This is a genomic window from Celeribacter naphthalenivorans, from assembly GCF_020524585.1.
Classification (GTDB): domain Bacteria; phylum Pseudomonadota; class Alphaproteobacteria; order Rhodobacterales; family Rhodobacteraceae; genus Celeribacter; species Celeribacter naphthalenivorans.
Map to the genome: position 1 here is coordinate 173,146 of NZ_JAIVLK010000001.1, position 16,990 is coordinate 190,135.

A 16,990-nucleotide genomic window follows, 5' to 3' on the forward strand; every position below is an offset into this window, starting at 1 on the left:
AGGGTTTGAGAACGATTTCCGTCGCCGTGATGGTTGCGACTTTGGGCGTGTCCGCCGTCGGTCTTTCAGAGGCCGGGGCGCGCGCCCTTTCTAATGCAGATCATCCGGCGGAATTTCCGCCTGCATCTTACAAAGGGTCGCAATATGTCGACAGCCGGGGCTGTGCCTATGTGCGCACAGGCTCCGGTGCCGCGGTGCAATGGGTGCCGCGCGTGTCGCGGGATCGTCAGGTGCTCTGCGGCTTCAAACCGACCCTTGCTCAGATCGAAGACAGCTTGCCGGTCATTCCCGATCCCGTGAGCCCGACGCCGACCACGACTGTGGCGGCGGCTGCGACCCCTGCGCCGAAACAACCTTCTACGGTTCACGTGTCGGCGCCCACCCCCGCCCCCCAAGCAGCGCCGGTCGCTGCAAAAGCGGCGCCCGCTCCGCAACCCAGCCTGCCGCCGCTTGAGCAACTCGCCGGTAAAACTGTGGGCGAACGCGGCTGTGTGGCCTCTGTCACGGGCGGTCAGCTGCGGTGTGAGACCGGGACGGTCGAATATATTCTCAAGCGCCTGCCTGCAGGCGTCACGGTGCGCACTGCCGATGGCGGTCGGATGAAATTGACCGAGCCGACGTTGGTGCGTGTGCCGGTCAAACGCGCAGCACCTGTTCAGGCTCCGGTCGAGGCCCCCGCGACGATCATGGTCACGGCTGCCGCCCCCGCCACTGTTGCACCAACAGCCACGGCGGCCCTGACGCAATGTGGCGGTCTCTCCGGCAATGCAGCGCAATATATGAACACGAACGGGCGTTATGCCGTGCGGTGCGGCCCGCAGGCCGTGCACCCCTCCGCCTATATTCAGCGCAACGCGCAGGCGCGTTTGTCGACCCAAAGCGCCAATCAGCTTGCCGTGGCGCGTGCCGCCGGGATCGATCCCTACGCGCTGCCGCGTCCGGTGGCGGGCAGCTTGCCGGATGGCTACAGCCGCGCTTGGACCGATGGGCGCCTCAACCCGCACCGTGGTCCGCAAACCGCCCGCGGTGATTTGCAAATGGCACAGGTCTGGACCCAGACCACGCCCGCCTATGATCTCTATGCGCCGCGCAAAAAGACCTTCTGGGAATGGCTCTTTGGCACGCCTTTCAAGACCCGGAACACCGTCACGGTTCAGGCCCAGCACTACGCGGGGCAAGGTCAGGCGCCGGTTCAAATTTCGACCAAATCGGCGGTGCCCGCGCGCACGCCCGGTGTGGCCAAACCCGCTTTGGCGCAGGTCCAACCCCAACAGGCGCAGGCTCTGCGCTATGTCCAGGTGGGCACCTTTGGTGTCCCCGAAAATGCCGAGCGCTCAATCGCGCGTCTTTCGGCCATGGGCTATCCCGTCTCCTCGCAGGTGCTGCACCGAGGTGGAAAGCCTTTGAAGATTGTTCTGGCCGGCCCCTTCGCCCGGCCCGAGCAAACCCTGTCCGCTTTGTCTGCCGTTCGTGGGGCAGGCTACGGGGACGCATTCGCGCGCAAGTAGCGTTGAGTTAGACGAGGCAGAACAATAAAAAGAAACCCCCGCATCTGGCGGGGGTATTCTTTTGTTTCTGGTGTCGTGTGAGGTGTTAGCCGCCACAGACCCCTTGCAACGCGACCCAATCGCCATCTGAGAGCACAGGCCGCGTGGTCTCGATCTGCACGCCATCGGCCTCGATCAAGGGCAGGACGCTTTCGCCGGTGATGTCGCGGGCATAGGCGTAGGGGGCGCTGTGGACTTCTGCTCCGGCAAAGGCAGCGATCAGGTGATCGTTTTCCACCGGCGTCACGGGGGCCGTCAAAAGGCTTTCGGCATGAGCGTCGAGGATTTCGGGCGGAATATGCCCGGTGGTCAAAAGTCTGAGCGAGGTGGTGAGCCCCGCATCCTGCAACAGGCGTTCCAGCGGATCTTGCTCCTCTGCGCGCACCAGCTCGGCCAAAACATAGCCGGCCAAGACATCGGGGTCCTCGTGATCTTCGACCAGCGCACGGTTCAACAGGATGATCTTGCCGGGCAGGTGCTGTGACTGGGCGACGCCACTGGTGAGCACAACGATCTGACCGGAACCTCCGGGAATGAGGCGGTTTTTCAACGTGTTGAGCGCGCGGGCGCCATGCACCGTATCACAGGGCGCACCAGACAGGCGTTTGATCCGTTCCAAAAGCTCTTCGCCGATTTCAGCGCGGGACACAGGCGGCACGATGGTGACGGCCTGACGAATGAGCGCGCCGGGCAACCAGAACACGCCCAGCCCGAGGATCGCAGCCGCCCCCAGTCCGATCATCACCCCACGCAGTCGCCCCGGATGCGGGCGGGCACGGTCGATGGCGCGACGAATGCGGTCGATCGCTTCGATCATCAGCGCGTCGTCGATCTCCAACTCTTCACTGCTGTCAGACGCGGGACGGTAGCGGGCCGGGGTCTCGCCCTCGGCGGTGATGCGTTCGATGGCGGGCAGCGACCAATGGGTCAGGGGCCGACCATCGGTGCGATCATCGCTCAGCGTTAGCGTCGCCTCGCCCACGGAAACGATCACGGAACGGCGCTGGCTGTCCCCTTCGGGAAGCCAGAGACCGGGGGCTTCGAGCCGTTCGAATTCCGTAAGCGCGATCATGCGCGGGCTGCTCTTTTCATCGTTGTTTCGGGCAATCTATCGCGGAACGCCGGGCGCTACAATCGTTCTGGGAACCGAAGGGAAAAGGCTTTAGTATTTTGCCATGATCATCTCACCGGGCCGCCGCTATATCTTTGTTCACATTCCCAAAACCGGGGGCACGGCGCTGGCGCAGGCGCTGGAGACGCGGGCCATGGCCGAGGACATCTTGATCGGTGACACGCCCAAAGCGGTGAAGCGGCGCGGGCGGGTCAAGGGGCTGACGGCGGCGGGGCGGTTGTGGAAACATTCCCGGCTGGCGGACATCGAGGGGCTGGTGGCGCGCGAGGATTTCGCGGATCACTTCATCTTCACCCTCGTGCGCAATCCCTGGGACCGGTTCGTGTCCTATTATCACTGGCTCAGAGGGCAGAGTTTCGATCATTCTGCGGTGACTTTGGCCAAGTCCACGGCGTTCTCCGGCTTTCTCAATGCGCCCGAGACGGTGAAGAGCCTCTCGGTGCCGTCGCGCAGCTATATGTGCGACGGGGCAGGGCAGGATCGGGCCGATCTTTATGTGCGGCTGGAGGCTTTGGACGAGGATTTGGCGCCGCTGTGGGATCATCTGGGGTTTGACCTTTCGCCGATTGCGCCGGTGAATGAATCCCAGCGCGCCCGCGATTTTCGCACTTATTACTCGGAGGCCGATGCGGAGTTGGTGGCCCGGATCGCGGCGGAAGACATTGCCCAATTTGGCTATGGTTTTGACTGAGCGCGCGTTGAAACTGAGGCTGAAATGCGGCGGGCTGGGGGAGATTGCCTGAGGTTTTGCGCCTGTGAGGGGGGATTCGGCGTCGAATCGTGGGGACATCCGGCAAAGCATTCCTTTGAGAGAGGGCCGCTAACCCCAAGAATTCTTGGTTGAACCTGAGTGAACTCCGAATTTTCTTAACGGACTGTTACCAAATTCGAGAACAATTGAATGAAATCCCCGACATTTGCGCCGATGTCGGGATTATGCCCCATTTGCGTCCCATTCGCGTCGAACTGTGACCCCACCGGCCACCTTTTCATGATCTCACAGATCGCAGAGCTCGGGCTGCCACCCGAAAAGAGCCTGATGGGGATGAGACGATGATGAAACTGGGTCAGATGTTGCGAAAAGAGCCGGTCCATGATGCGGGCGGGCGCTCTGGCGTATGGGATGGGGCGTGTCATGGTGGGCATGCGGCGCAGACCTCGGGCCTCATCGCCGGGATGCAGGTGGCGACCAGCACCGGCTGGCGCGATGTGGCTGCTCTGCAAGAGGGCGATAAGGTGCTGACCTTTGACGAATGCCTTCAGACCGTGCGTCGGATCATCAAACGTTGGACCTACACGGATCAGGGCAGGACTCCCGCGCATCTCTGGCCGCTCTTTGTGCCCGCGGGCGCCTTGGGCAACCGCTCGGAGATGACACTTTTGCCGGAGCAGGCGGTGATGGTGGAAAGCGATGCGGGCGAGGCGATGTTTGGCGATCCTTTCACTTTGATGCCAGCTTTGGCGCTTGAGGGCTATAAGGGTATCGAGCGTATGTGGGCGCGCAAACCGGTCGAGGTCGTGATCCTGCATTTTGACAGGGAACAAGTGGTGTTCGGCAATATCGGCGCGCTGTTTCACTGTCCGGCCGAGGAGACCGTCACCATCGCCGGATTGATGGAGGCGCGCGACCAGCCGGGCTATGAGGTCATGTCGCTGACCCAGGCGCGGATGTTCGTGGATGCGCTGATCGATGAGGACGCGCAGGATAGCGTTTGGATGCAAGAAGAGCAGCGGCACAGAGGTCAGACCACATCGCGGCGCTACGCGTCCTGATGCGAAATCGAGACGTCTTTTCGATTTTGAGAGCTGTTTCTTGGGCTTTCGCGGCTGAAATTGCCTAGGAAAGTATCATTTCTTTGTGGGGATTGCTGCGGCGCAGCATTTGTTGGGCGCTGTCGAAGAGGCTGGCGATTATGATGAGATCATGCCTCGTGTGGGAGGGCTTATCAAGGCGCGAGGGGTCACCAAAACGGAGCCCGATCCATGTGTATTTCCGCCGAAGCGCTCGCGCTTTTCCTTAATCTCATCGCTGCGCCGATTTCCTCGGAGCCGGGGCGGATCATCGTCCATGCCACGGAACAGGACGCCCATTGGGTGCAGGTCGAAGACCGTTGGTGCACCATGGCGCCGCAGCTTCAAGGACGCGACATGTTTGCTGAATTGGCCAAGGATGACGTATAAAAAAAGCCCTCCCCGAAGTGGGAAGGGCTGAGTGTCATGTGGGGCGCGCTCAGGCGGCTTTGCTGTCCACGCCTGCGCCGAAGCGGCCGTAGAAGGTCTCGCCAGAGGCCGCCATCTCGCGCAGGAGGGTCGGCGTCTCGAACCGCGGCCCGTGCGTTGCGGTGAGATTGTCGCAAATCTCGACGGCTTTCGCCGCCCCGATGATGTCGAGCCAAGAGAACGGACCACCGGACCAAGGTGCAAAGCCCCAGCCGAGGATGGCGCCGACGTCGCCTTCGCGGATGTCTTCCAACACGCCCTCTTCGAGTGCGCGCACGGCTTCCAGAACCTGCGCCATCATCAGACGGTGCTGGACCTCGTCGAGATCGGGCTGGGCGTCGGCCACCGGGAACTCTGCGTTGAAGCCCTCCCAGAGATAACCGCGTTTGCCCTTCTCGTCATAGTCGTAAAAGCCCGCATTGGCCTTTTTGCCCAGACGCCCCTGATCGAACATCCAGAACACCACCTCATCGACGGCCTCATCCGGGTAAGCATCGCCCATCGCGGCCTTCGTCGCCTTGGCGATCTTCACGCCGAGATCAATCGAGGTTTCGTCGATGAGTTGAAGCGGCCCGAGCGGGAAGCCCAGAAGTTTTGCTGCATTCTCAATGAGCGGCAGGTCCACGCCCTCGGCGGCCATGCGCACACCCTCGTTGATGTAGGGGATGATGCAACGGTTGGCGTAGAAGAACCGCGCGTCATTCACGACGATCGGCGTCTTGCGGATCTGGCGCACATAGTCGAGCGCTTTCGCCACGGCGACATTGCCGGTCTCTTTGCCCTTGATGATCTCCACGAGCAGCATCTTGTCGACGGGGCTAAAGAAGTGGATGCCGATGAACTGCTCCGGGCGCACAGACGCCTTGGCCAGCTCGGTGATCGGCAGGGTCGAGGTGTTTGACGCAAAGATGCAGTCCGGGCCCACGATGGCTTCGACTTTCTTGGTCATCTCCGCTTTCACGCCGATGTCTTCGAACACGGCCTCGACAATCAGGTCACAGCCTTTCAGAGCGTCGAGATCGGTGGTCGCGGTGATGCGCGACAGCACTTGCTCTTTCTTCTCCGGCGTCACCTTTTTGCGGGAAATGCCTTTGTCGAGGATGGCCTCAGAGTAAGCTTTGCCCTTGTCCGCGGCCTCTTGTTTCATGTCGATCAACACGACCTCGATGCCCGCATTGGCGGAGACATAAGCAATGCCAGCCCCCATCATGCCCGCGCCCAAGACGCCGACTTTTTTGACGGTCTGGTCCGCGACCTCGGGACGGTTGGCACCTTTTTCCAAAGCCTCCTTGTTGATGAACAGGGACCGGATCATCGACGACGACGACGGGTTCATCAGCACATGGGTGAACCACCGCGCTTCGATCTTAAGCGCGGTGTCAAACGGCACCTGCGCGCCTTCGTAGACGGCCGAGAGCAACGCTTTCGCCGCCGGGTAGACGCCCTGGGTGTTGCCGTTGACCATGGCGGAGGCGCCGACGAAGGTCATGAAACCGGCCGGGTGATAAGGCGCGCCGCCGGGCATTTTCCAGCCCTTCGCGTCCCAAGGTTTCACGATGTCCGCGTCTTTCGCGGAGAGCACCCATTCTTTCGCCTTCGCCAGCAATTCGCCGGGCTCTACGACCTCTTGAATGAGGCCCGCGCCCTTGGCTTTCTTCGGGTCCAGCATCTTGCCTTCGAGAAGGATCGGTGCCGCCGCCATTGCGCCGACCATGCGCGAGACACGCGTGGTGCCGCCCATGCCGGGGAAGATGCCGACTTTGATCTCCGGCAGGCCGATCTTGGCCTTCGGATTGTCGGCGGCAAAGATGCGGTGGCAGGACAGAGGCAGCTCCAAGCCGATGCCAAGCGCCGTGCCGGGCAGAGCCGCCGCGACCGGCTTGCCGCCCTTGTTGGTCTTCGGATCCATGCCCGCACGTTCCAGCTTGCGCAGGATCGCGTGCATGTTCATCAGCCCGTCAAACAGACCTTTGGCCGGATCGTCCCCCGCCGCGTCCTTCATCTTGGCGATGATGTTCAAATCCATCCCGCCGGCAAAGGTGTCCTTGCCGGAGGTGATCACGATGCCTTTCACGGCCTCGTCGCCCAAGGCCTTGTCGATACAGGCGTCCAGTTCGGAAATTCCCTCCATCGAAAGCACGTTCATGCTCTTGTTCGGGATGTCCCAGGTGATGACGGCCACGCCGTCGCTGTCTACGTCGTAATGAAAATCAGTCATTGTTTTCCCTCTCTCGCAGGGCTGGTGCCGGTCCAGGGGTGATGCCCGCGCGCATTCATGATGGAGGACATTTTGTACCCCCCGTCGGTGGCGTGGATCAGCGCGGAGGAGGTGAAAGGCTCCGTCGCGCGATGTCCGTGGCTCAGCAGTTCAGTCTCATAGGTTCCGATGAAGGTCCCGTCGCGACAATCCTCCAAAGAGATCGGGCGGCGATAAATCTCGTCCAGCCTCATGACCGCGCAGGCCTGAAGGTAGAGATCGAAATTCTCGCTGAGCTCTCGAAGGGTTGTCATGAAAACGGGGCCTTGTTGTGTCACCATGGAAAAGGGCAGGAGGATGCGCGAGGCCCAGAGATCGAATTCGCCTGTGATGAAACAGGTGGAAATATCGTCCAGAAACTCGCGAAACTCTGCCGCGTTCACATTCAGATCCTTTCGATAATCGTCGCCGCTCCCATACCGGATGCGATACAAAGCGTGGCGAGACCCGTGCCTTTGCCGGTGCGCTCCAACTCGTCCAGAAGCGTGCCGATGATGATCGCCCCGGTTGCGCCAAGAGGGTGGCCCATCGCGATGGAACCACCGTTAACGTTAACTTTCGATGAATCAACATCGAATGCCTGCATGAAACGCATGACGACGGAGGCGAAGGCCTCGTTGACTTCGAAGAGGTCGATGTCGGAAATCGACATGCCGCTGTCGCGCAGAATTTTCTCGGTCACAGGCACGGGGCCGGTGAGCATGATGGTCGGATCGGTGCCGATCTTGGCGGTCGCCCGGATGCGGGCGCGCGGTTTCAGGCCGTATTTCTCGCCGAACTCCTTGTTGCCGATCAGCACGGCGGCGGAGCCATCGACGATGCCCGACGAGTTGCCCGCATGGTGGATGTGGTTGATCTTCTCGAGATGTGGATATTTCATCAGCGCGATCTTGTCGAAGCCCGGCATGACCTCGCCCATCTCTTTGAACGAGGCTTTGAGTGCCCCCAGTGCCTCGACCGAGGTGCCCGGACGCATGTATTCGTCATGATCCAGAATGGTCAGCCCGTTGATGTCCTTGACCGGCACGATGGATTTCGCAAAACGGTTGTCCTTCCACGCCGCTTCGGCGCGGTTTTGGGACTCGACTGCCAGCGCGTCGGCCTCTTCGCGGGTGAAGCCGTATTCGGTGGCGATGATGTCCGCCGAGATGCCCTGCGGCACGAAATAGGTCTTCATCGCAATCGCCGGATCGACAGCAATCGCCGCCCCGTCCGATCCCATGGCGACCCGGCCCATCATCTCGACGCCGCCGGCGATATAGGCCATGCCCGCCCCGCCTTTGACTTGGTTGGCGGCGAGGTTCACGGCTTCCATGCCCGAGGCGCAGAAGCGGTTGATCGCGAGGCCGGGGATGGATTGGTCCAACTCGGAGGCCAAAACGGCCGTGCGCGCAAGGCAACCGCCCTGTTCGCCCACTTGGGTCACATTGCCCCAGATCACATCCTCGACGGCATGGCCCTCAAGTCCGTTGCGCTCCTTGACGGCGTTCAGCATCTGCGCGGAGAGCGCGGCCGAGGTCACCTCGTGCAGGCTCCCGTCCTTGCGCCCTTTCCCGCGCGGGCTGCGCAGGGCGTCGTAAATATAGGCTTCGGTCATAGTCTCCTCCAAAGTCTTGGCAGTGGCGTTTCAGGCCCGGTCCAAAGGGTTTCCGGGCATCATGTCGTAAGGGTGTTTCCAGCCGGGCAGGGCGCTGATGCGCGTGAGCCAGGCGTCGATTTGGGGCCAGTCGGCACGGTCAAATCCGAAAGGCTCCGGGTAAAAGAGATAGGAACAACAGGACAGATCGGCGGCGCTGATCTCCTCCGTTCCGGCCAACCATGTGCGATCCGCAAGCGTGTCGTTCAGGACGGTAAAGGCGGCTTTGAGGCGGCCCTGCGTGAAGGCGATCACCTCGGCGGGGCGTTTGTCCTCAGAGAGGAAGTTCATCAGGAACCGCGCTGTGCCAGCCTGCGAGGACATCTTGTGATTGTCCCACAAAACCCAGCGCAACACCTCGCGCCGCTCTGCTTCGCTTTGGCCCTGAAACTTGCCGGTCTCTCTGGCGATATAGTCAAGGATCACGCCCGATTGCGTCAGCACCAGATCGCCGTTCACATAGACCGGGCATTCCCCCATCGGATTGAGCGCGCGAAAGGCTTCGGATCGCGCCTCTCCGCCAAAGAAATCGACATAGACCGGCGACCAGTCCAGCCCCGCGAGTGTCAGGCCAAGCGCCACCTTGTAGGAATGGCCGCTCTCTCCAAAGCAATAGAGTTGAATGCTCATCGCGCGTCTCCTCTCGGGACACAGGTAGTGCGACCGGCATTGGTTTTGAGTATTTTCGCCAAGAAAAAGTCAGGACGCTTACTCAAAGTTAACCTTACCGGATCATGTTCGGAGCTGCGGAACAGGCTGGAGAGCCGATGACCGTCCAAGGAAAAGTCGCGTGAAGGCCTCAAGGCGGGGCGCAGGCCTGCGGTCGATCGGCTTTCGCGCGCATTTTCGGCTTTTTCTTGGCAGAAATACTCATGAAGAAGAGAATTCGGACACATCATCGGCCGCGCGCGGGCCGGGTGATTATGATGCGCCACAAAACTCATCTCTTTCTCGTCTCCAAATCCGAATTGAACAGGCGCAAGCGGTGCGTCAGCTTTTCTTCATCCGTGACGGAGGTGAAATTCTCGAACAGGAAAGACAGCGCCTCTCCCTCGTCCAAGCCCGCCTCCCTCGCGAACTGTCTAAGACGACGATACCCGTCTTCGGTCATGGAAACAGGAAAACGCCGCGTCATTCTGAATCGCTTTGCCATGGTTACGCTCCGTCATTTCGCCATTTTGTGGCGCTGCAAAAGAAAAGGCCCCCGCCGGGGCAGGGGCCTCATGTCTCGGGTTGGGCGCAGTTTAGAACGCCTCGGCGGGGAGAGTCATCACCGGATCGGCACCGGATTCGATGCGTTTCAAAAGCGTGCCGGTCATCGGCAGTTGGCGGGCCATGTAATAGCGCGCGGTGGTGAGCTTGTTCTGGTGGAACTCCGCGTCATCCGTGCCGTTTTCCAGAGCGGCGAGCGAGACTTTCGCCATCCGCGCCCACATCAGGCCAAGGCAGACGTAGCCAAACAGATGCATGAAGTCATAAGAGCCCGAGAGCGCCGCATTCGGGTTTTTCATGCCGTTCTGCATGAAGAACATGCCCGCGCCCTGAAGGTCTTTCGAGGCGGCTTTCAGCGGATCGACAAATTCGGCCATATCGCCTTCGCCGTTCTCTTTGCAGAAACTCTTCACCATCTCGAAGAAGGCCATGACGTGTTTGCCGCCATCGGTCGCCAGTTTGCGGCCCACGAGGTCGAGCGCCTGAACGCCGTTGGCGCCTTCGTAGATCATGGCGATCCGGGCATCGCGAGTGAATTGCGACATGCCCCATTCTTCGATATAGCCGTGGCCGCCGTAGACCTGCTGCGCATTGACCGTGGCTTCATAGCCTTTGTCGGTGAGGAAGCCCTTGAGCACCGGGGTCATCAGAGAGATGAGGCCATCGGCGTCCTTGTCTTCGGAACGATGCGCCTGGTCGATGAGCTGCGCGCCCCAAAGCATGAAGGCCCGCGCGCCCTCGATAAAACTCTTTTGATCCATCAGGTTGCGGCGAATATCGGGGTGGACGATCAGCGGATCGGCGGGGCCGTCCGGGTTTTCGGCACCGGTCACGGCGCGGCCCTGAAGGCGGTCCTTGGCATAGATCACCGCGTTCTGATAGGCGGCTTCGGCCTGCGCGAGGCCCTGCATGCCGACGCCCAGACGGGCTTCGTTCATCATGGTGAACATGGCGCGCATGCCCTTGTGCTCGGTGCCCAAGAGGTAGCCGGTCGCCTCGTCGTAGTTCATCACACAGGTCGAGTTGCCGTGGATGCCCATTTTTTCTTCGATGGAGCCGACAGACACACCGTTGCGCGCACCCGGGTTGCCGTCCTTATCGACGATGAATTTCGGCACGATAAAGAGCGACACACCTTTGATCCCCTCAGGGCCGCCGACGATCTTGGCCAGCACGAGGTGGATGACGTTTTCGGACATGTCGTGATCGCCCGCCGAGATGAAAATCTTCTGGCCGGAGATTTTATAAGACCCGTCCGCTTGCGGTTCGGCTTTCGTGCGCATGAGGCCCAGATCGGTGCCGCAATGCGGTTCCGTCAGGTTCATCGTGCCGGTCCAGTCGCAGGACGTCATCTTCGGCAGGTAGGTGGCCTTTTGCTGATCCGTGCCATGGGCGAGGATCGCGGAAGCGGCACCATGGGTCAGGCCCTGATACATGGTAAACGCCTGGTTCGCGGCGGAGAACATCTCGCCCACGGCGGTGTTGATCACATAGGGCATGCCCTGACCGCCGAATTCCTCCGGCATGTCGAGACCGGGCCAGCCGCCCTCTTTCACCTGCTCGAAAGCCTCCTTGAAACCGGTCGGCGTGGTGACAACGCCGTTCTCCAGCGTACAGCCTTCCTGATCGCCCACGACGTTCAACGGCGCGATCACCTCGGAGGCCAGTTGGCCGGCAGCGTCGAAAATGGCTTCGGTGAACTCGGGCTCAAGGTCCGCGTAGCCCGGAATGTCGGAGCCCGAAATGTTCAGCACATCGTGCAGAACATATTGAATGTCTTTGGTCGGAGCCGTGTAGCTCGGCATGGCGTGTCTCCCTTTGCACAGCGCGCGGGAGACATCTGTCACCCCTCGCGTTTCAATCCTTCGATTTGCCCTTCGACAAATCCGATTTCATCCTCCAGATCGGTCATGACCGCGATCAGCGCCTGTTTCTGCGCCTCCATTTCCGCGCGCTTCACGTGATAGGCCGCAAGGGTCTCACGCAATTGCTTTTCACCGCGATCTTCCTCCTTGTAGAGATCGAGCAGCTGCCGGATCTCTTCAAGGGCAAAGCCAAATTTCTTGCCGCGCAGGATCAGCGTCAATCGCGCCCGGTCCCGTTTGGTAAAGAGCCGCTTCTGACCCTCGCGGATCGGAAACAAAAGCTCCTTGGCCTCGTAAAAGCGCAATGTGCGGGGCGTCACGTCGAACGCATCACACATTTCACGGATCGTCATAACCTCATTCGTCACGTCGGCGTGCTCCGGTCTCGTCACTTGGGTCGCTGGTTCCGGGCGAGGATAATCCCGCTGGAGCTGGCTTCCTGTTATGAGGCCCGCAGCTTGCGCCGTCGCCTCACTCTAATCTTATCATAGAGACCTCTTTAATCGAAACGTGGCGTCACTTTTTGAGCCATGATTGGGGGCGGAGGTCCGTTGAACTCTGTCAAAATATTCTTTCGTGGCAGGCAATGCAAACGGTTTGGTTTAGATAATGGGACGCGAATGTTTTGCCTTGTTCCGTTTGACTTAAAGCGCTTTGGGTATTGGTCCTATTTGAGAGAAAGACCAACATGTGCGCTGTCGTTGGTCGCGTGCTGACGCGAATGCACGAACAAGCCGGTCCGAAATAGGAACGTAACGTCGCAAGTTTGCGCAGGCGGGACCCGCGTCAGGCGGAGACGCTTTTGACGGTCTCCGCGCGCAGCTCCGTAAGCTCCGCAATCGCTTGATCAAGCTCGCGTTTCTGCTCTTCGAGGGCCATCAACTGACGGTCGGCCAGCTCGAGAAAAGCCTGCGCCTGCGCCGCTGTGCCCTTTTCCTCGTAAATCAAAAGCCACTGGCGGATTTCTTCCAGAGAAAACCCGTATTTACGTCCACGCAAAATAAGCGTCATACGCGCCACTTCGCGCGGCGTATAAAACCGTGACCGGCCTTCCTTTTCAGGCGCCAGCAACTCGATATATTCATAATAGCGCAGCGTGCGTGGGGTCACATCGAACTCGGCGCACATCTCTTTGAACGTGAGACGTTGATCGGACATGGCTTCTCTCTCCTCACGTCGCATCTAAACTGATTGGTTCAGTTTCGCAACTCAATTTCGCCGTTATGCGCGACCATAGCCATCCGCGCGGGGGCGGATCAAGCCATGTTCGGCGCACAGGTTTCCCACATGGGTTTCGTGGCGTCAGTTTGGCGCAGCTGTCCCCATTGCTCGCGATTTTCTCCTTGCAGCCAGATCGGCAGGTCACATTATAAACGCGCCCATACCGCGCTCATAAAGAAGAAGATCATGCCCGCCGACCGCACAGAAATCGCCCGCCAATTCATCGCGAGCCTGCCGCATTGCGAGGCGCTGGGCATGGTTCTGACGACCATCGGCGCGGGCGAGGCCGAGATTTACATGCCCTATTCGGAAAAGCTGATCGGGGACCCGGAAAGCGGCGTGATCCATGGCGGCGCCGTTTCGGCCCTGATGGACACCTGTGCTGGGGCGTCGGTGATGAGTCATCCGAACGCAGGGCTTGCGACCGCCACACTCGATCTCAGAATCGACTATATGCGTGCGGCGAAACCCGGCGCGACGATCACCGCCCATGCGATTTGCTATCACATGACGCGTGCCGTGGGATTCGTGCGGGTCTCCGCCACAGATGGCACCTCCGACGTGCCGGTCGCCGCCGCCACGGGCGCCTTTACCGTCGAAAGGGGCAACTCATGAGCCGCGCCAAACCCGAACCGATTCAGGTCGTCAAAGAACGCCGTGATGCCGCGCTTTCTGCCCTGGTGGCGCGCGTGCCTTATATCTCTTTCATGGGCTTCGAGTTTGAACGCCGCGGCGATGAGCTGACCGCGGTGATGCCCTATCGCCCCGATTTGATCGGCAATCCGGCGCTGCCCGCGCTGCATGGCGGGGCCTTGGCAGCCTTTCTTGAAGTCACCGCTTTGATTACGCTGAGCTGGTCGATGGTCTGGCCGAAGATCGAAGCGGGCGAGACCGTGGATGTCCTGCCGAAATTCCCGAAAACCATTGATCTGACAGTGGATTACCTGCGCTCCGGTCTGCCGCGCGATGCCTACGCCCGCGCCGAGATCACCCGCGCCGGGCGGCGTTATGCCTCGGTGCAGGTCGAAGCCTGGCAAGACAACCGCGCGCGTCCGACCGTGCATGCGACGGGGCATTTCCTGATGCCTGTCCTGATGCCGGACAATCGCACGTCCAATGACTGAAGCGCTGCCTCTGACCCATCGGCGGGTCCTGAAAATCGCGCTGCCCATTGTTTTGTCCAACGCCACCGTGCCCATCTTGGGCGCGGTCGACACCGGCGTCGTGGGGCAAATGGGGGAGGCGGCGCCCATCGGCGCTGTCGGGCTTGGCGCGATCATTCTGGCCTCTCTTTACTGGGTCTTCGGCTTTCTGCGCATGGGCACGACCGGCATGGTCAGTCAGGCGCGGGGCGCTGGCGACACCGGCGAGGTGGCCGCGCTTTTGACCCGCGCGCTGATGATCGGCGTCCTCGGCGGCGGGCTTTTGATCCTCTTTCAAGCGCCGCTCCTCTGGGCGGCGTTTCAAGTGGCGCCGGCGTCCGATGAGGTCGAAAGCCTCGCCCGCAGTTACATCGGCATCCGCATCTGGTCCGCGCCGTTTAACATCGCGGTTTTTGGCCTCACCGGCTGGCTCATCGCACAAGAGCGCACGACCGGGGTCCTGCTGTTGCAACTCTGGATGAACGGTCTCAACATTGGGCTCGATCTCTGGTTCGTGCTTGGGCTGGGCTGGGGCGTCGAAGGCGTGGCGATTGCGACCGTGCTGGCCGAGGTCTCCGGTGCGGGGTTTGGCCTCTGGCTCTGTCGCGATGCCTTCAAAACCACGCTCTGGCGCGATTGGGCGCAGGTCTTCGACGGGGCGCGGCTCATGCATATGCTGCGGGTCAACACGGATATTCTGATCCGCTCCGTTCTGCTGTTGGGCATCATGGTGAGCTTTACCTTTTTCGGCGCGGGTTTCGGCGATCTGACGCTGGCCTCGAACCAGATTCTGATGCAATTCATCGAGATCACCGCCTATGCGCTCGACGGTTTTGCCTTTGCCGCCGAGGCCATTGTCGGCAATGCCTTGGGCGCGCGGTCGCGCATGGCGCTGCGCCGAGGCGCGGTTTTGGCGTCCTTTTGGGGGCTGATCGTGTCCGCTTTGCTGGCGTTGGGATTTGCCGTCTTGGGCGGCACGATCATCGACGTGATGACCACCGCGCCCGATGTGCGCACGGAGGCGCGCACCTATCTGCCGTGGATGGTGGCGGGGCCTTTGTTGGGGCTGGCGGCCTGGATGCTCGACGGAATTTTCATCGGCGCGACGCGCACCCGCGACATGCGCAACATGATGGTGCTGTCGCTTTTGGTCTATCTGGCAGCGGTGGCCGTGTTGATCCCGCTTTGGGGCAATCACGGGCTTTGGGCGGCGCTGATGATCAGCTACATCGCCCGCGGCGCGACGCTGTTTGCGAAATATCCGGGGCTGGAGCGGAGTGCCGAGGTCTGATTTGAGTATTTGGGCAGCAAAGGAAACGGCGACTTAGAGCCAGTCGCCGCGTCCTGTGCCCACTGCCTCCGAGACGTGGTCGAAACCGTCTTTCGCCAGCAAGTCGTCGAGGCCGCGCGCGATGCGAGGGGCGAGCGAGAGGCCTTGGTAAACCATCGCGGAATAGAGTTGGACCAAAGAGGCGCCCGCGCGGATTTTCGCATAGGCATCGAGCGCCGAAGAGATGCCGCCAACGCCGATGAGCGGCACGTCGTCGCCCAGTTCGCGGGAGAGCGTTGCGAGCACGCGCGTGGACTTTTCGAACAATGGACGCCCGGAAAGCCCGCCTGCTTCGCCTTTATGTGCAGATTTCAAACCTTCGCGCGACAGCGTGGTGTTGGTGGCGATGACGCCGTCGATGCCGGACTTGCGGGCGACTTCAGCGATTTCCTGAAGCTCTGTCAGCTCAAGATCGGGGGCGATTTTAAGCAAAACCGGCACGGCACGTTTCAGGCCCTTGCGGGCGTCGAGCACACCGGCCAAGAGCGCTTCGAGCGCTTCGGCACCTTGCAGGTCACGCAGCTTCTCGGTGTTGGGACTCGAGACATTGACCGTCGCGAAATCGATGAAATTGCCGCAATGCGCCAGCACCTTGGCGAAATCTGCGGCGCGGTCTTCGCTATCTTTGTTGGCGCCGAGGTTGAGGCCGACGGGGATGTCCGTGCTGTGATGCGAATGACGGCTGCGGGCGAGGCGGTTGGCGATCTCTTCCATGCCATCATTGTTGAACCCGAAACGGTTGATCACGGCGTGATCTTCGCTCAGGCGAAACAGGCGCGGTTTCGGGTTGCCGGGCTGCGGATGCGGGGTCGCGGCGCCCAGTTCGATAAAGCCAAAACCCGCGCGCGACAGTTGCGGAATGGCCTCGGCGTTCTTGTCGAAGCCTGCGGCGAGGCCGACGGGGTTTGGCATTTCGATCCCGGCGAAGGTGGTTTTGAGTCGAGCCGACGTCACGGGGCCGGGCAGGGGCGCAAGCCCCGCACGCAGCGCGGAGAGCGACAGTTTGTGAGACTTCTCCGGGTCGAAGCTGCGCAGGACCATCATGCCAAATTGTTCGAAAATAGACATTTGCGGCTCCTAGGGGCTCAGGACAGATCGGGGAAGATATGGCCCTCGGGGCCAAGCGGCAGGGGGGTGACCCAGAGGATGTCCTCCATGGTCAGCGCCCGATAGAGATGCGGAAACAAAGCTCCGCCACGCGAAGGCTCCCATTTGAGATGGGGTGCCAGCGCGTCGCTCTCGAGTGCGAGAAGATGCAGGTCCTCTTCGCCGGCGAACCATTTCGCGGCGGTCTCGGCGACCTGATCTTTGGTGGAGAAATGGACATAGCCATCGGCGAGATCCACGGGGGCGCCGAGGGTCTCGCCAGCGGTTTGCATTGCCGCCCACTCGGGGGCACGGAAGATTTTGTAAATCAGCATGGTTTCC

18 protein-coding genes are annotated in these 16,990 nt (G+C 60.9%); 7 read left to right on the forward strand and 11 right to left on the reverse strand.

Annotated elements, in window-relative coordinates:
• Nucleotides 1-5 precede the first annotated feature (5 nt).
• On the forward strand, nt 6-1,508 hold the full coding sequence (locus tag LC094_RS00850; protein WP_226549208.1) for an SPOR domain-containing protein: 1,503 nt from the start codon (nt 6-8) through the stop codon (nt 1,506-1,508).
• An 85-nt stretch (nt 1,509-1,593) separates the two neighbouring features.
• Here the strand turns inward: LC094_RS00850 and LC094_RS00855 are convergent, their stop codons facing one another.
• Complete coding sequence (locus LC094_RS00855) at nt 1,594-2,619, reverse strand: hypothetical protein (protein WP_226549212.1); 1,026 nt, start codon at nt 2,617-2,619, stop codon at nt 1,594-1,596.
• A gap of 103 nt (nt 2,620-2,722) precedes the next feature.
• On the opposite strand from LC094_RS00855, the gene LC094_RS00860 reads away from it, so the two are divergent.
• From LC094_RS00860 to LC094_RS00870, 3 genes are all read left to right on the forward strand, one after another.
• On the forward strand, nt 2,723-3,370 hold the full coding sequence (locus tag LC094_RS00860) for a sulfotransferase family 2 domain-containing protein (RefSeq protein WP_226549215.1): 648 nt from the start codon (nt 2,723-2,725) through the stop codon (nt 3,368-3,370).
• Between the two features lie 362 nt (nt 3,371-3,732).
• Nucleotides 3,733-4,452, forward strand: coding sequence for a Hint domain-containing protein (locus LC094_RS00865; protein WP_226549218.1), 720 nt, complete (start codon nt 3,733-3,735; stop codon nt 4,450-4,452).
• Nucleotides 4,453-4,662: 210 nt separating this feature from the next.
• Nucleotides 4,663-4,860 (forward strand): hypothetical protein, encoded by a 198-nt coding sequence (locus tag LC094_RS00870; RefSeq protein WP_226549221.1) that lies wholly within the window; start codon nt 4,663-4,665, stop codon nt 4,858-4,860.
• Between the two features lie 49 nt (nt 4,861-4,909).
• On the opposite strand, the gene LC094_RS00875 is transcribed toward LC094_RS00870, so the two are convergent.
• The 8 genes from LC094_RS00875 to LC094_RS00910 form a co-directional block, all read right to left on the reverse strand.
• Nucleotides 4,910-7,117, reverse strand: a complete 2,208-nt coding sequence (locus LC094_RS00875) for a 3-hydroxyacyl-CoA dehydrogenase NAD-binding domain-containing protein (protein WP_226549224.1) — start codon at nt 7,115-7,117, stop codon at nt 4,910-4,912.
• Nucleotides 7,114-7,539 (reverse strand): hypothetical protein, encoded by a 426-nt coding sequence (locus LC094_RS00880; protein ID WP_226549227.1) that lies wholly within the window; start codon nt 7,537-7,539, stop codon nt 7,114-7,116. The genes LC094_RS00875 and LC094_RS00880 overlap by 4 nt, the downstream gene beginning before the upstream one ends.
• 2 nt (nt 7,540-7,541) lie before the next feature.
• Complete coding sequence (locus LC094_RS00885) at nt 7,542-8,753, reverse strand: acetyl-CoA C-acetyltransferase (RefSeq protein WP_226549229.1); 1,212 nt, start codon at nt 8,751-8,753, stop codon at nt 7,542-7,544.
• 30 nt (nt 8,754-8,783) lie between these two features.
• Nucleotides 8,784-9,422 carry a glutathione S-transferase family protein gene (locus LC094_RS00890; RefSeq protein WP_226549232.1) on the reverse strand — a complete coding sequence of 213 codons (639 nt, stop codon included), beginning with the start codon at nt 9,420-9,422 and terminating at the stop codon, nt 8,784-8,786.
• A 310-nt stretch (nt 9,423-9,732) separates the two neighbouring features.
• Entirely contained in the window at nt 9,733-9,945 is a 213-nt protein-coding gene (locus LC094_RS00895) for a hypothetical protein (RefSeq protein WP_226549235.1), read from the reverse strand.
• A gap of 91 nt (nt 9,946-10,036) precedes the next feature.
• Nucleotides 10,037-11,809: an acyl-CoA dehydrogenase C-terminal domain-containing protein gene (locus tag LC094_RS00900; protein ID WP_226549238.1), complete on the reverse strand. Its 1,773-nt coding sequence runs from the start codon at nt 11,807-11,809 to the stop codon at nt 10,037-10,039.
• A 38-nt stretch (nt 11,810-11,847) separates the two neighbouring features.
• Nucleotides 11,848-12,237 (reverse strand): MerR family transcriptional regulator, encoded by a 390-nt coding sequence (locus LC094_RS00905; RefSeq protein WP_226549241.1) that lies wholly within the window; start codon nt 12,235-12,237, stop codon nt 11,848-11,850.
• A 418-nt stretch (nt 12,238-12,655) separates the two neighbouring features.
• Nucleotides 12,656-13,027, reverse strand: a complete 372-nt coding sequence (locus tag LC094_RS00910; protein WP_226549245.1) for a MerR family transcriptional regulator — start codon at nt 13,025-13,027, stop codon at nt 12,656-12,658.
• A gap of 249 nt (nt 13,028-13,276) precedes the next feature.
• Here LC094_RS00910 and LC094_RS00915 point away from each other — a divergent pair, with 249 nt between their 5' ends.
• Genes LC094_RS00915 through LC094_RS00925 form a run of 3 tightly spaced genes read left to right on the forward strand, consistent with a single transcriptional unit; the run spans nt 13,277 to nt 15,523 of the window.
• Nucleotides 13,277-13,705, forward strand: a complete 429-nt coding sequence (locus LC094_RS00915; protein WP_226549248.1) for a PaaI family thioesterase — start codon at nt 13,277-13,279, stop codon at nt 13,703-13,705.
• Nucleotides 13,702-14,214 carry a PaaI family thioesterase gene (locus tag LC094_RS00920; RefSeq protein ID WP_226549251.1) on the forward strand — a complete coding sequence of 171 codons (513 nt, stop codon included), beginning with the start codon at nt 13,702-13,704 and terminating at the stop codon, nt 14,212-14,214. Before LC094_RS00915 ends, LC094_RS00920 begins: the two co-directional genes overlap by 4 nt.
• Nucleotides 14,207-15,523 carry an MATE family efflux transporter gene (locus tag LC094_RS00925; protein WP_226549253.1) on the forward strand — a complete coding sequence of 439 codons (1,317 nt, stop codon included), beginning with the start codon at nt 14,207-14,209 and terminating at the stop codon, nt 15,521-15,523. The genes LC094_RS00920 and LC094_RS00925 overlap by 8 nt, the downstream gene beginning before the upstream one ends.
• A 33-nt stretch (nt 15,524-15,556) precedes the next feature.
• Here the strand turns inward: LC094_RS00925 and LC094_RS00930 are convergent, their stop codons facing one another.
• Both LC094_RS00930 and LC094_RS00935 read right to left on the reverse strand, forming a co-directional pair.
• On the reverse strand, nt 15,557-16,630 hold the full coding sequence (locus LC094_RS00930; RefSeq protein ID WP_226549255.1) for a quinone-dependent dihydroorotate dehydrogenase: 1,074 nt from the start codon (nt 16,628-16,630) through the stop codon (nt 15,557-15,559).
• Nucleotides 16,631-16,647: 17 nt separating this feature from the next.
• Nucleotides 16,648-16,983, reverse strand: a complete 336-nt coding sequence (locus LC094_RS00935; RefSeq protein ID WP_226549257.1) for a DUF952 domain-containing protein — start codon at nt 16,981-16,983, stop codon at nt 16,648-16,650.
• Between the last annotated feature and the right edge of the window lie 7 nt (nt 16,984-16,990).